This is a genomic window from Aeromonas sp. DNRA1 (assembly GCF_963888745.1).
Taxonomy (GTDB): domain Bacteria; phylum Pseudomonadota; class Gammaproteobacteria; order Enterobacterales; family Aeromonadaceae; genus Aeromonas; species Aeromonas hydrophila.
Window position 1 is genome coordinate 772,883 of record NZ_CAWPKQ010000001.1, and the last position, 14,343, is coordinate 787,225.

15 protein-coding genes are annotated in these 14,343 nt (G+C 59.0%); all 15 read right to left on the reverse strand.

The genetic code is table 11. The features are described from left to right. Positions 1-16: 16 nt before the first annotated feature. The gene (locus AACQ43_RS03520) at positions 17-2,209 is read right to left on the reverse strand and encodes a chemotaxis protein CheA (protein ID WP_168965979.1); all 2,193 of its coding nucleotides are present in this window, start codon (positions 2,207-2,209) and stop codon (positions 17-19) included. An 11-nt stretch (positions 2,210-2,220) separates the two neighbouring features. Further along, entirely contained in the window at positions 2,221-2,961 is a 741-nt protein-coding gene (locus AACQ43_RS03525) for a protein phosphatase CheZ (protein ID WP_011705289.1), read from the reverse strand. A 12-nt stretch (positions 2,962-2,973) separates the two neighbouring features. Next, positions 2,974-3,345, reverse strand: coding sequence for a chemotaxis response regulator CheY (gene cheY / locus AACQ43_RS03530; protein WP_005298814.1), 372 nt, complete (start codon positions 3,343-3,345; stop codon positions 2,974-2,976). Positions 3,346-3,468: 123 nt separating this feature from the next. Further along, complete coding sequence (locus AACQ43_RS03535) at positions 3,469-4,188, reverse strand: RNA polymerase sigma factor FliA (RefSeq protein ID WP_017409955.1); 720 nt, start codon at positions 4,186-4,188, stop codon at positions 3,469-3,471. Further along, positions 4,181-5,056 carry a MinD/ParA family protein gene (locus tag AACQ43_RS03540; protein WP_010634619.1) on the reverse strand — a complete coding sequence of 292 codons (876 nt, stop codon included), beginning with the start codon at positions 5,054-5,056 and terminating at the stop codon, positions 4,181-4,183. Before AACQ43_RS03540 ends, AACQ43_RS03535 begins: the two co-directional genes overlap by 8 nt. 1 nt (position 5,057) lies before the next feature. After that, positions 5,058-6,479, reverse strand: coding sequence for a flagellar biosynthesis protein FlhF (gene flhF, locus AACQ43_RS03545; RefSeq protein ID WP_168965981.1), 1,422 nt, complete (start codon positions 6,477-6,479; stop codon positions 5,058-5,060). 16 nt (positions 6,480-6,495) lie between these two features. Beyond that, positions 6,496-8,598, reverse strand: coding sequence for a flagellar biosynthesis protein FlhA (gene flhA, locus AACQ43_RS03550; protein ID WP_029301481.1), 2,103 nt, complete (start codon positions 8,596-8,598; stop codon positions 6,496-6,498). Between the two features lie 107 nt (positions 8,599-8,705). Further along, entirely contained in the window at positions 8,706-9,836 is a 1,131-nt protein-coding gene (flhB, locus tag AACQ43_RS03555; protein WP_060388869.1) for a flagellar biosynthesis protein FlhB, read from the reverse strand. A 134-nt stretch (positions 9,837-9,970) separates the two neighbouring features. Beyond that, positions 9,971-10,762, reverse strand: coding sequence for a flagellar biosynthetic protein FliR (gene fliR / locus AACQ43_RS03560; protein WP_011705283.1), 792 nt, complete (start codon positions 10,760-10,762; stop codon positions 9,971-9,973). A gap of 67 nt (positions 10,763-10,829) precedes the next feature. Beyond that, positions 10,830-11,099, reverse strand: coding sequence for a flagellar biosynthesis protein FliQ (gene fliQ / locus AACQ43_RS03565; protein ID WP_011705282.1), 270 nt, complete (start codon positions 11,097-11,099; stop codon positions 10,830-10,832). Between the two features lie 27 nt (positions 11,100-11,126). Next, complete coding sequence (gene fliP, locus AACQ43_RS03570; RefSeq protein ID WP_011705281.1) at positions 11,127-11,906, reverse strand: flagellar type III secretion system pore protein FliP; 780 nt, start codon at positions 11,904-11,906, stop codon at positions 11,127-11,129. Next, complete coding sequence (fliO, locus tag AACQ43_RS03575) at positions 11,893-12,276, reverse strand: flagellar biosynthetic protein FliO (protein WP_017781141.1); 384 nt, start codon at positions 12,274-12,276, stop codon at positions 11,893-11,895. Before fliO ends, fliP begins: the two co-directional genes overlap by 14 nt. Next, complete coding sequence (gene fliN, locus AACQ43_RS03580; RefSeq protein WP_011705280.1) at positions 12,273-12,665, reverse strand: flagellar motor switch protein FliN; 393 nt, start codon at positions 12,663-12,665, stop codon at positions 12,273-12,275. The genes fliO and fliN overlap by 4 nt, the downstream gene beginning before the upstream one ends. Before the next feature lie 51 nt (positions 12,666-12,716). Further along, the gene (fliM, locus tag AACQ43_RS03585; RefSeq protein ID WP_039215301.1) at positions 12,717-13,787 is read right to left on the reverse strand and encodes a flagellar motor switch protein FliM; all 1,071 of its coding nucleotides are present in this window, start codon (positions 13,785-13,787) and stop codon (positions 12,717-12,719) included. 9 nt (positions 13,788-13,796) lie between these two features. Then, positions 13,797-14,315, reverse strand: coding sequence for a flagellar basal body-associated protein FliL (gene fliL, locus AACQ43_RS03590; protein WP_011705278.1), 519 nt, complete (start codon positions 14,313-14,315; stop codon positions 13,797-13,799). Between the last annotated feature and the right edge of the window lie 28 nt (positions 14,316-14,343).

The following is a 14,343-nucleotide window of genomic DNA, read 5'->3' on the forward strand; positions in this document are numbered from 1 at the left end:
CCTTGGGCCTGGGCTATCAATGTCTACGGGCATACGCCTTGAGCAGACTCGGCACATCCAGAATGAGTGCAATACCACCATCGCTGGTGATGGTGGCTCCCGCCATGCCGGGGGTACCTTGCAACAGGCTGTCCAGCGGCTTGATCACCACTTCTTCCTGGCCAATCAGGTTATCCACGACAAAGCCGATCTGCTGCGTGCCAATCTGCACGATGACCACATGACCCGTATCCTGCCGTGACTTCTTGTGCTTGCCCCTGACCAGCCAGTTGTACAGATAGAAAAGCGGGATGGCTTTTTCACGCACTATGATGGTGAGCTGCCCATCCACCATGTTGGCCTTCTTGAGATCCAGATGGAAAATCTCGTTCACACAACCCAGCGGCAGCGCGAAGGTCTGCTCACCCACTTCCACCATCAGGGTCGGCAGAATGGCCAGGGTCAGCGGCACCTTGATTTCAAGACGGGTGCCCTTGCCCCAGGTCGAATCGATATGCACCGAGCCATTGAGGCTGACGATACTGGTCTTCACCACGTCCATCCCGACACCACGGCCGGAGATATCCGAGATCTCGGACTTGGTAGAAAAACCGGGGGCGAAGATCAGGTTATAGGCATCGTTGTCGCTCATCCGCGCCGCCGTATCGGCATCCAGCACACCACGGCTGATAGCGATGGACTTGAGCTTCTCAGGATCCATACCAGCACCATCATCTTCGATGCACAGCAAGATATGGTCGCCCTGCTGGGAAGCACTCAGGGTAATGGTACCCTGCCGTGGCTTGCCAGCTTTCTCGCGGACATCCGGCATTTCAACCCCATGGTCACAGGAGTTGCGCACCAAGTGAACCAGCGGGTCAGCCAGCGCTTCAACCAGGTTCTTGTCCAGATCCGTTTCTTCCCCGACCATGACCAGCTCAATTTCTTTCTTGAGGGTACGAGCCAAATCACGAACAACGCGCGGGAAGCGACCAAACACTTTCTTGATGGGCTGCATGCGGGTTTTCATCACCGCACCCTGCAGATCTGCCGTCACCACATCCAGGTTGGCAACCGCTTTTGACATGTCTTCATCGTTGCTGGCAATACCAAGGCTGACCAGACGGTTGCGCACCAATACCAGCTCACCCACCATGTTCATGATGACGTCCAGCGTCTTGGTATCCACCCGAACGGTGGTATCGCTTTGCACTGCGTTATCAGCAGGCGCGGGGGCCGGTTGCTTGGCTGGCGCAGGGGCTGGTGCCGGTTTTGCCGGTGCAGCAGCCGGTTTGGCGGCAACAGGGGCCGGGGCTGGCTTGGCTGCCGAAGCTGGCGTGGCGGCAGCGGGTATTACCGCGGCCTGCGCAGGCGCGGCTGGCGGTGGCGTAATACTGGTTTGCGGCCCTTGGCCACGACCGTGCAGTTCATCCAGCAGACGCTCGAATTCATCATCATCGATCAGTTCATCGACTTCTTTTTGTACTGATTTCAATGGATTGCTTTCGGGGGCTCCGCCATGTTGGCCCTGACCATGCAACTGATCAAGCAGGGCCTCGAACTCATCGTCGGTAATATCTCCGGAACTTGCCACCATAGGGCTGGCGGCAGCAGTCGGAGCACCTCCCACCCCATGCAGTTCATCGAGCAGGCGTTCGAACTCATCGGCGGAGATCTCATCGATGGAACCCCCACCGCTGACGACGGAAGACGCGGGGACAGGATCGGCGACAGGTTCCGGGATGGCTGCGGCCACCTCGACCACCTCTTCAACGGCAGGAGCCATCTCTTCGGACGCCACATTGCCACCCGCAGAAGCGGTCAACAGCTGCTCTTCCCCTTCAGGCTTGCAGAGCTCATGCAGGTCGTGCAGGATTTCAGCGGAAGCCGGGCTTGGCGGTTCGCGATTCTGCACCTGGGCAAACATCACATTGATGGCATCCAGCGCCTGCAAAATGACATCCATCAACTCGGCAGTAACGGTCCGCTTGCCATTGCGCAAGATATCGAACACGTTTTCGGCACCGTGACAAACATCCACCAACTCGGTCAGCGAGAGAAAGCCGGCACCGCCTTTGACGGTATGGAAGCCGCGAAATATGGCATTCAACAGATTCTTGTCATCGGGTCGCTTTTCCAAGTCGACCAGTTGTTCAGACAACTGTTCCAATATTTCGGATGCTTCGACCAAAAAGTCTTGCAGTATGTCTTCATCAACTTCGAAGGCCATGCGTCACTCCATTAAAATCCCAGGCTAGACAGCAGATCGTCCACATCATCCTGACCATTGACCACATCGGAACGAGTCTCAGGGTTCATGATGGGGCCTTCAGCTTCAATCCCGCTTACAGGAAGGCTGCGAGAAGAATGCTCAGCAGATGCCTCACCAAACATAGTCAGCATTTCTATTAATTTAGTTTCAACTTCCTGAACCAACTTGATGACCTTGCGGATCATCTGGCCGGTCAAATCCTGAAAATCTTGCGCCATCAGGATTTCTGTCAGCAGTTGCCGTAATTTATCGGCATCAGATTCAGAAGCCTTAATGAAATCATCCAGTTGGTGACACAAAGACTTGAACTGTCCAACACTCATCTCTCTGCTCATCAGGGCATTCCAGTTGGGCAGAACAAGCTGAATATTGTCATTTAGTCGATCGGCAATCGGTAGACTGGCTTCCACGGCATCCATGGTGCGATTGGCAGCTTTGTCCGTCATGTCGATGACATAACTGAGTCGCTCCCGCGCATCGGGGATTTCGTGAGTTGCCAGATCGGGGATCCGGGGATCTAGCCGAAAATCTTGTAGGGAATCATGCAGTTGTCGGGTCAACTGACCCACTTTGTCAAACAAGGCCGCCGCATTGGGAGCACACGCATCGGCGATGAGAGTGTCGGCCTGTTCAAATTCACCTTGCTCAAGATGGGCAACAAGCATCCTTGCCTGATCGAGCGAAATCATTGCACTCGTTTTGGCCTTCATCCCTGCTGCTCCTTAGCCGATTCGTTCAAAGATTTTGTCGAGTTTCTCTTTGAGCGTTGCAGCAGTGAAAGGCTTGACGATATAACCATTGACGCCCGCCTGGGCAGCTTCAATGATCTGCTCGCGTTTCGCTTCGGCAGTCACCATCAGTACCGGCAGGTGTTTGAGTTTGTCATCGACGCGAATAGCCTTGAGCAGGTCGATGCCTTGCATGCCAGGCATGTTCCAGTCGGTCACGACAAATTGAAAATCACCATTTTTCAACATTGGCAAGGCCGTGTTGCCATCGTCTGCTTCGTGGGTATTGTTGAATCCCAAGTCACGCAGCAAGTTCTTGATAATCCGGCGCATCGTTGAAAAATCGTCAACAATGAGGATTTTCATGTTCTTGTCCAAAATTCCCTCCTAAATAGCCGCCAGAGCGGCTCACTTACATGATGCAGATCGCAGGTTTTGTTTTGCGGATTATGCCTTAGAGTTTTGTTTCAGTGTAGCCAGTACAAACACTTATACATGCCAATCTCTTAAACGCGCGCGTAATCTGTGCATCGCCTGACTGTGTATCTGGCTCACGCGAGACTCGCTGACGTTCAATACCTCGCCTATTTCACGCAAGTTCAGTTCTTCATCGTAGTAAAGGGAGAGCACCAGCGCTTCCCGCTCCGGCAAGCGGCCGATGTGTTCGGCCAGCGCCCCTTGAAAACGCTCGGCGGCCAGTTCATCAAACCCATTGCTGCCCGGCTCGTCATCGGGATGACCGATGACATCCTCGCTGACGCCAAGATCTTCGATGCCGATGATCTTGCCGCAGGAGACATCCTGCAGCATGGCGTGATACTCACCAAGGCTGACCCCCATCTGGGCGGCGACTTCGCTATCGCGAGCATCACGGCCATGGGCTTGTTCAACATTTTCGATGGCTTCGGCGATGGTGCGGCTGTTGCGGTGTACCGAACGCGGCACCCAGTCACCCCGCCGGATCTCGTCGAGCATGGAACCGCGGATGCGGATCCCGGCGTAGGTTTCAAAGCTCGCCCCCTTGCTGCCGTCAAAATTGCGGGAGGCTTCGAGCAATCCAATCATACCTGCCTGGATCAGGTCATCCAGCAAGACACTGCTTGGCAGGCGAGCCAACAAATGCTGGGCGATCCGTTTCACCAGCGGAGCATGACGCTCGACCAGCACATAGGAATCCTGATGACGCAAGTACGCTTGGGCTTTATTCACGGGAACCTTCCTGTGCTATGACCGGCTTTTGCAGCAAATTTTCCAGGAAAAATTCGAGATGACCGCCGGGTTGGTTAGGAATGGGCCAGCTTGCCGCCTTGTTGGCTAGCGCTCTGAACGCCAGCGCGGCCGGGGACTTGGGGAAGGCTTCGACGATAAGCTTCTGCTTGCGCACGGCGGCTCGCAGATTGGTGTCATAGGGGACGCAGGCAACCAGCTCCAGCGAGGTATCCAGGAAACGATCGGTGACCCGGGTCAGCTTGGCATAGAGTTCCTGCCCTTCACGCAAGGAGCGAACCATGTTGGCCACCACCTTGAAGCGGAAGACGCCGTGCTCCTTGGAGAGGATCTTGATGAGGGCGTAGGCATCCGTGATGGAGGTCGGTTCATCGCACACCACCACCATGATGTCCTGGGCCGCACGGGTGAAGCTCAGCACCATGTCGGAGATGCCGGCCGCCGTATCCACCAGTAGGATGTCGACCTGGGTCTTCATCTCGCTGAAAGCGCGGATAAGCTCGGCGTGTTGCACCGGCGAGAGCTCGACCATGGACTGGGTACCCGAGGTGGCCGGCACTATCATCATGCCGTACGGGCCCTCGACGATGATGTCGTCGATGGTGCACTCGCCGGCCAACACGTGGGACAGGTTGCGATGCACCCGCAGCCCCAGCATGACGTCCACGTTGGCCAGGCCAAGGTCGGCGTCCAGTACCATCACCCGTTTGCCCTGGGCGGCCATGGCTCCCGCCACGTTCAGGGTCACGTTGGTCTTGCCGACGCCACCCTTGCCACCAGACACGGCGATCACTTTTACTCGATTGTTTTGACGCATTTTGCGCAGACCACTCGCCTGATCCATATACATGTTACTCATAAAACTCCGAATCTTCGGCCTCGCCAAAGCCTGTGCCCCAGAAATAGGGTTCTTCTGTTTCCCGCTCCAGCGAGCCCATGGCAGCTCCGACGAGCTGTGCCGCATTGGCGACCTGAATATCTTCCGGAACCCTTTGTCCATCAGTGATATAGCTGATGGGCAATGCATTCTGGATACACACGTTAATCACTTCGCCCAGATTCAGACTCTCATCCAATTTGGTAAGTATGCAGCCGCTCAATGGAATGCGCCGGAAATGGTCCACCGCTTCCTGCATCACCCGACGCTGGGAAGTGGCCGACATCACCAGGTAGCTGCGGATGCGTACCTTGGCATTCTTGACTAGGGTATCGAGCTGTTCGGTCAGCCGGATATCCCGCTGCCCCACCCCGGCGGTATCGATAAGCACCAGCCGGCGGTGACGGAACTGATAGAGCGCATTGGCCAGCTCCTCGGCATCCCGCACCTGCCGCACCGGGCAGCCCATGATGCGACCATAGGTCTGCAACTGCTCATGGGCACCGATCCGGTAGTTGTCGGTGGTGATGAGCGCCACCTGCTCGGCGCCATACTTCATGGCAAACCGCGCCGCCAGCTTGGCGATGGTGGTGGTCTTGCCCACCCCGGTCGGCCCGAGCAGGGCAACCGCCCCACCCTGCCGCAGAATTTCGTCTTCGCTAATCTTGAGCTGGGCCGTCAACACCTCGGCCAACTGGGCCATGGCCTGATGGATCGACATATCCTCGGGGATAAGGCCAGCCAGCTGATCGGCAAAGGCATCGTCAAACCCTATCTTCTTGAGCTCCTTGATGAGCAGGGCACGCATTGGCTCGCGACGCTCCACCTCCTGCCACATCAGGCCGGAGATCTGGTGCTCCAGCAGTTTGCGGATGCTGGCCATCTCCTTGCGCATCCCCTCCATCTCCTGATCCCGCTGGGGAGATTGAGGAGCACGGCCGGGCACGGCGGCTCTCGCCTTCGGTTTGGCGGGCTCGGGAGCTGCTCCCCATTGCCCCTGCTCGGCCAGAGTACGGGGCGCGCCGCTGGCAGCGGCCGACGGGGCGCCGCTCTGGCCCACCTGACCGTTCTGGGCCGGGTTCAGCTTCTGCTGGCGAGCCAGCAGGGCGGCCAGGGTGTCGGCATAATGTTCGTTCTGCTCCTGGGCCGGGCTCGGTGCAGGGCGGGTCATCTGCCGTCCGGCAGACGAGATATTGACGCTCTCATCGTTCAACTGACGGCGAACCGGCGCATCTTTGGGTCCCGGAACCTGGGATTGATAATCGACAGCAGCGACTATCTCCACCCCACCGGTGACCTTCTTGTTGGACATGATGACGGCATCGGGCCCGAGAGTCTCCTTGACCTCGGCCAGAGCCGTTCGCATGTCCTTGGCAAAAAACCGCTTAATCTTCACCCGTCATCTCCGCTAACTAGTTCTGCCCTACCGCACTGACGATGCGGATTTGCTTGTCATCAGGCACTTCCTGATAAGACAGAACGCGCAATCCAGGAATGGCATTCTTGACAAATTTCGCCAGGGTATTGCGCAGTATCCCTGATGTCAGAAGCACGGCCGGTTGGCCTTCCAGTTCTTGTCGTTGAGTGGCTTCCACCAGCGAGCGTTGCATCCGCTCCGCCAGACCCGGCTCGATGCCGGCGCCATCACCACCCCCTGCCTGCAGGGATTGATGCAATATACGTTCCAATTCCGGTGCCAAGGTGATCACCGGCAGTTCGGGATCCGGGCCGGCAATCTCCTGCACGATCAGCCGGCGCAGGGCGATACGGCAGGCTGCCGTCAGTACTTCCGGATCCTGGCTGCGCGGGGCATATTCCACCAGGGTCTGCAGGATAGTGCGCATATCGCGGATTGGCACGCCTTCATTGAGCAAATTCTGCAATACCTTCACCAGGTTACCCATGGTGATGACCTCAGGAACCAACCCTTCCACCAGCTTGTTCTGGTGCTTCCCAATCATGTCGAGCAACTGTTGTACTTCGTCATGGCCCAGCAGCAGGGCGGCATGGTTGGAGAGGATCTGGCTCAGGTGAGTGGCCACCACGGTCGCGGTATCCACCACCGTGTAACCAAGGGTCTGCGCCTGGGAGACCTGCTCCTTGGCAACCCACACCGCCTCCAGCCCGAAAGCTGGATCCCGGGTCGCAACCCCCTGGATCTGGCCGAACACCTGGCCCGGATTGATGGCCATTTCCTTATCATGGTAAACATTGGCCTCGCCGGTACTGACTCCCATCAAGGTGATGCGATATTGGTTCGGGGCGAGATCCAGGTTGTCGCGGATATGCACCGCAGGCACCAGAAAACCCAGCTCCTGGGAGAGCTTCTTGCGCACCCCCTTGATCCGGTTGAGCAGCTCGCCGCCCTGGTTGCGATCCACCAGCGGGATGAGTTGATAGCCCACCTCCAGCCCGATGATGTCCACCGGCATCACGTCGTCCCAGCTCAGGTCTTTCTGCTCGTGGGTCTGCTCCGTGCTCGCCGGCATCAGCTCGCCCTTGGCCGCCTTGGCCGCCAGCTGTTTCTCGCGGCGCAGCAGCCACCAGGCACCGGCGGCGGCGATGGCCCCCAGACTCAGAAACGCCAGATGGGGCATGCCGGGCACGCTGCCCATCATCAGCAGGATACCGGCCGAGATGATCAGGGCTTTGGGATTGTCGAACAACTGCCCCAGCACCGCGGTGCCCATGTCCTGATCCGTGTTCTGGCGGGTCACTATGATGGCGGCAGCAATGGAGAGCAGCAGCGACGGGATCTGGGCCACCAGACCATCACCGATGGCGAGCAGGGTATAGATCTGGGCCGCTTCGCCGAAGGTGAGCTGGTGCTGCACCATGCCGATGATGAAGCCGCCCAGGATGTTGATGAAGAGGATCATGATCCCCGCTACCGCATCCCCTTTCACGAATTTCGAGGCACCGTCCATGGAGCCGTAGAAGTCGGCTTCCTGGGTTACGTCCTGGCGGCGCTTCTTGGCCTCTTCCTGATTGATGAGGCCGGCGTTCAAGTCCGCATCGATGGCCATCTGTTTGCCGGGCATGGCATCCAGGGTGAAGCGGGCGCTGACTTCTGAGATCCGGCCCGCACCCTTGGTGACCACCACGAAGTTGATGATCATCAGGATCATGAAGACGATGATGCCGACCGTGTAGTTGCCGCCGATCACCACATTGCCGAAGGCTTCGATCACGTGGCCGGCCGCCGCACTGCCGTTGTGGCCTTCCAGCAGCACCACCCGGGTAGAGGCAACGTTGAGCGCCAGCCGCAGCAGGGTCGCGATCAGCAGCACGGTCGGGAAGGCGGCAAATTCGAGCGGGCGGCGGGTGTAGACGGCCACCAGCAGTACCACGATGGAGAGCGCGATGTTGAAGGAAAACAGGATATCCAGCATCAGCGGCGGAATGGGCAGCACCACCATGCCAAGAGAGGCCAGCACCAGCAGCGGCGTCCCAAGGCCCTTGGTCAACAGCCACTTGTACTCTTTGATTCGGCCCAATGATGCCTGGAGTTTCATCGTTTTTCTCAATCTCAAACCGCTGATGCCAGATTAAAGCAAACATCAAGCCAATAATACAAGATATTGAAATACAATGATTTTATTTTGACTGTGTCAGAAGTTTGTCATTTGCGGAATTCGGTTGGAATGGGCAGATCCTTGGCCAGCGGATTGGGACGGCGACCACGGCCACGGCGGAACTTCTTGAGCTGATAGACATAGGCCAGCACTTGGGCCACGGCGGCAAACAGCCCTTCCGGGATCTCGTGACCAATCTCGGTGGCGTGGAAGATGGCGCGGGTCAACGCCGGGGACGGCATCACCGGTATCTCGTACTCCCTGGCTATCTCTCTGATCTTCATCGCGATTTCATCGGTGCCCTTGGCCACTACCTTGGGTGCGCTGCCCGGCTTGGCGGTATCGTACTTGAGTGCCACCGAGTAGTGGGTCGGGTTGGTGATCACCACGTCCGCCTTGGGCACATCCCCCATCATGCGGCGCATCGCCATCTCCATCTGCAAGCGGCGGATCCGCCCCTTCACCTCGGGTTTGCCTTCGCTGTCCTTGAACTCGTCCTTAACCTCCTGCTTGGTCATCTTGAGCTGGCGCATGTGGTTCCACTGCTGGAACGGCACGTCGATGGCCACGATGGGAATGAGGGCGCAGCAGAGAATGATCAGCATCCACAACAGCAGATCCAGCGCGTCTATGATGCCGCCCGGGTAGCCCTCGAGGGAGAGATTGAGCAGATGGTTGAACTGGCTGGAGAGCATCCACCAGGCGAACAGGGAGATGAACACCACCTTGGCGATGGACTTGACCAGCTCGACCAGGGATTGTACCCCGAACATCCGCTTGATGCCGTTGAGCGGGCTCAGCTTGCTCCACTTGGGCAGCATGGCCTCGGAGGAGAAGTTCATCCCCCCCATAAGGGTATTGCCGACGAAGGCGGCGATGGCCACCAGCATGAACAGCAGACCGAGTGGGTGCAGCAGCTCACGCAGCAGGGCCGGCAACATGGTCATCATGGCATTGGGATCGAACGCCTGCTCCCGATCCAGGGTAAAGCCCATGGTGAGCACCTTGACCATGGCGCCGGCCAGGCTCTCCTTGACCATCAGCAGGCCAAACACGGCCGCCAGCAGGACGCTGGCGGTACCCAGCTCCTTGGAGCGTGCAATCTGCCCTTTTTCCCGGGCTTGTTGCAGTCGTTTGCCCGTGGGTTGTTCGGTACGTTCCTGATCGGTATCAGCCATGCTGACCCCCGCACAGGTCGAGGCAATCAGGCATCAAAGTCGCCTGAGCACCGTTGTTCAGTCGCACGCAGCCAATAGGGCAAACCCAGACAGTCCGCTCCGCGCAATGGAGCCTACAACCTGCCGCCGGCATCTTACTGGCCCCCCAGGCACTGGGTGCCGATGAGGGTGCAACTGGTCTCCTGCACCCGCTCCCACATGCTGTCGAAATGGCCGAGGAAGCCACCAATGGTGAGCCAGAGGATCAGCAGGCCCGACATCATGCTGACCGCAAAGCCGATGCTGAAGATGTTGAGCTGGGGTGCGGCACGGGTCATGACGCCGAAGGCAAAGTTGATGAGCAGCAGGGCGACGATGGCGGAGAGCGCCATCACCAGCGAGGCCTGATACATGACCCCGAGAAAACCGATCAGATCGCGAATGGAGGGCAGGCTGAGGCCGCTGTCCGAGACCGGCAGGGTATCAAAGCTCAGCACCACCATGCGCAGCATGATGAGGTGACCATCCACCGCCAGAAACACCAGGGTCGCCAGCATCAGGTAGAACTGGCCCACCACCGGTGCCGACTGGCCGTTCATGGGATCCACCAGGGTGGCAAAACCCAGGCTGGTCTGCATGGCGATGATCTGGCCGGCCATCACGAAGCTCTCCATCAGGAACTGGGTCATGAGGCCAAGCGCGACCCCGATGAGCAACTGCTGGCCCAGCACCAGAAAACTGCCGACCGAGAACAGCTCGATCTTGGGCATGGGGGGGAGCAAAGGGGCAATCATCAGTGTCAGCGCCAGCGCCAGGCTGATGCGCACGCGAGCCGGTGTCAGGCGGCTGCCAAACACCGCCATCACCATCAGCAGCCCGCTCACCCGCGCCAATGGCCAGACGATGGAAGACAACCACTCCATGATGAGAGCGGTTGTGTAGGTCATCCCGGCACCTTGTGGACCAGCGAGGCCAGCAACGGGCACAGAAGGGCGCTCTGATCGAGCGGGCCCCTCATCCCACCACCTCCGGAATTTGGCTCACCATCAGCAGGAAGAAGTCCATCAGACTCTGCAAGCCCCAGTGCGCCCCCGCCCCCAGTGCAAACAGGGTGACGATGAGACGGGGCAGAAAGCTCAAGGTCTGTTCGTTGATGGAGGTGGCCGCCTGGAAGATGGCCACCAGCAAACCGACGCAGAGGCTCGGCAGGATCACGGCACACACCATGATGGTGACCAGCCAGAGCGCCTCGCGAAACACGTCGATAAAGGTTTCAGGACTCATGCCGTTCGCTCCTTGCGTTGCTCGCCCTTAACCACCGGCACCCAGCCCGAAGCTGTTGGCCAGGGATCCCAGGATAAGATTCCAGCCATCCACCATGACGAACAACATCAGCTTGAATGGCAGGGAGACCAGCATCGGCGACAACATCATCATCCCCATCGCCATCAGGATACTGGCCACCACCAGGTCTATCACCAGGAACGGCAGAAACAGCATGAAGCCTATCTGGAACGCGGTCTTGAGCTCGCTGGTGACAAACGCCGGGATCAACACCCGCAGCGGCACGTCGGCGGGCTTGTCCACCTGCACGTTCGCTATCTCCATGAAGGTGTTGAGATCCTTGATCCGGGTCTGGGCCAGCATGAACTGGTGGATGGGCAGCTCGGCCTTCTCCAGCGCCTCCTTGGCCTGGATGGTCTCGGCCAGATAGGGTTGCAGCGCCTCGTTGTTGATGCGATCCAGCACCGGCGACATGATGAAGAACGACATGAACAGGGCAATGCCGATCAACACCTGGTTGGAGGGGCTCTGCTGCAGGCCGATGGCCTGGCGCAGAATGCCGAGCACAATGATAATGCGGGTAAAGGAGGTCATCATGATGACGATGGCCGGCAGGAAGGAGAGCGCCGTCATCAGCGCCAGCACCTGCAGGGTCAGGCTGTATTCCTGGCTGCCGTCCGCCATGGTCTTGATGGTGACTGCCGACATGCCGTCCTGGGCCAGCGCCAGCGGCGAGCAGAGGATCAGGAGGGATAACAGGCCGACCAGCAGCCCACCGTGCGGCCGTGAGCCGTTAGCTTTTTTCATGCTTGCCCATCAATTTGCCAAGCTGCTGGGAGAACGCCTGGGGCTGGCTCTCGTCCAGCGGCTCTTCCAGACGATAGAGAAAGTTGACCTGCTGCGGCGTCACCCCAAGCAACAGCTGCTGTTCGCCCACCTTGACCACCAGCAGCTTCTCCTTGTAGCCCACCGGCAGGCTGGCGATGACCCGCATCTGGCCGCCCCCCATGGCGGTGGCAATCTTGCTCTTCTTGAGCAGGAAACCGAGCACCAGAATGAGGCCGATGACCATCAGGCTGGAGAGCAGCCAGGAGGTGAGGCTGGGCGGATTGGCACCCGCACCGGGTTCAGCCAGTGCGGGGAAGGACAACAGCAGCAACGGGGAGACGCGGATCATTTGAGTTTCTTGATCCGTTCAATCTGGCTGATGACGTCAGTCAGCCGGATGCCGAACTTGTCGTTCACCACCACCACCTCGCCGTGGGCGATCAGGGTGCCGTTGACCAGTACGTCCAGTGGCTCGCCCGCCACCCGATCCAGCTCCACCACCGAGCCCTGGTTGAGCTGCAGCAGGTTGCGGATGCTGATCTGGCTGCGGCCCACTTCCATGGCGATGGTCACCGGAATATCCAGAATGGTATCCAGCTTGCGCCGCTCCTCGGCACTGATGGGGGCATCATCCTTGAGCTCTTCGAGGGGAGCGGGCTTGGCTTCGGCAGTCACCTGCTCTTCCAGCGCGGCAGCCCAGGCATCCGCCATCAGATCCTCTTCATCAGTTCCGCTCATCTTGAATTCCTTATGCTGCTTTCTTGACGGCCTGCCAGCGCAGATCGCCGTTTATCGTTGTTGATCTTCGATGCTGCGCTCGAGCTCTTCCAGCTCGGCCTCGCCATCGATGCGTACACCGCCCCGGGTCACCAGATGCATCTCGGTCTTGACCCCTTCCGGGCGCTTGAGTTTGTCGGTGATTTTGAGCGCCACATTGTCCTTGGTCCGCCCCATCTTGGCATGGAAAGTGGGCAAGTCCTCCACGAACACCAGCAGGTTCTCCGGCATATCTACCGGGATGATGTCGCCGGGTTGCAGCTCCATCAGCTCGCGCAGGGTGAGCTCGGTCTCCAGCAACTTGGCTCGCAGCTCCACCTTGACGTCCATGATCTCGTCGCGCAGCGCCTTGCTCCAGCGCACGTCGGTGTCGCCCTTGTCGCTCTGCACGCCAGCATCCAGCAGCTCGCGGATGGGCTCCAGCATGGAGTAGGGCATGGCCACATGGAAGTCACCGCCACCGCCATCCAGCTCGATGTGGAACGAGCTGACCACGATCACCTCGGTGGGGCTGACGATGTTGGCCATGGCCGGGTTTACCTCGGAGTCGAGGTACTCGAAGCCCACGTCCATCACCGGCGCCCAGGCGTCCTTGTAATCCTCGAACACCAGCTTGAGCAGCATCTGGATGATGCGCCGCTCGGTGGGAGTGAACTCGCGCCCCTCGATCTTGGCGTGGTAGCGGCCGTCGCCACCGAAGAAGTTCTCCACCAGGATGAAGACCAGTCGCGCCTCCATGGTGATGAGCGCCGTCCCCTTGAGCGGACGGAAGCGCACCATATTGAGGCTGGTCGGCACGAACAGGGTGTGCACGTACTCGCCGAACTTGAGCATCTGCACGCCGTTGATGGAGACCTCGGCGGTGCGGCGCATCATGTTGAACAGGCTGATCCGCATGTGGCGGGCGAAACGCTCGTTCACCAGCTCCAGCGTCGGCATGCGACCACGGACGATGCGGTCCTGGGAGGAGAAGTCGAACTGGGCGACGCCGGGATCCCCCGCCGCGCCTATCTCTTCCTCTTCGACATCATCGACCCCGTGCAAGAGGGCATCAATTTCGTCCTGACTTAACAGATCGCTCACGCTTCACCCTTATTGCATGACAAAGCCGGTAAACAGCACTTGTTCGATAACGGGGGAAGAGACCAGGTCATTGAGCACCCGACGGCACTCTTCCAGTGAATCCTTGCGCAGCTTCTCCTTGCCCTCGAAGGTCATCAGCTGCTCGCTGGTGGCCGCACTGAAGACCCGCAGCAGGGTGCCTTCGATGAGGGGGATATTCTGCTTGGCCAGCGTCTCGTCGGCGGTGCCGCGCACCATCAGCTGGATCTTGATCTGCACCAGCCGGTCGCGCTGACCACCGGAGACGTTGAACACGAAGGGGCGCGGCATGCCCACGTAGAGCGAAGGCTGGGGTGCCGCCTCCTTGGGCTTGGCATCTTTGCCCTCCCCCGCGGCCTCGGCCGCCGGTTTGTCGCCGCCGGACAGCATGAACCAGGCGCCAGCCCCACCGCCACCCAGCACAATCACGGCCAGGGCGATAATCATGATCAGCTTCTTTTTCTTGCCTGCCGCCGGATCTTTCAGCGTCAGTTCGTTATCGTCTGCCATCCCTTGTCCACCCTAGTCTCAAACTTGT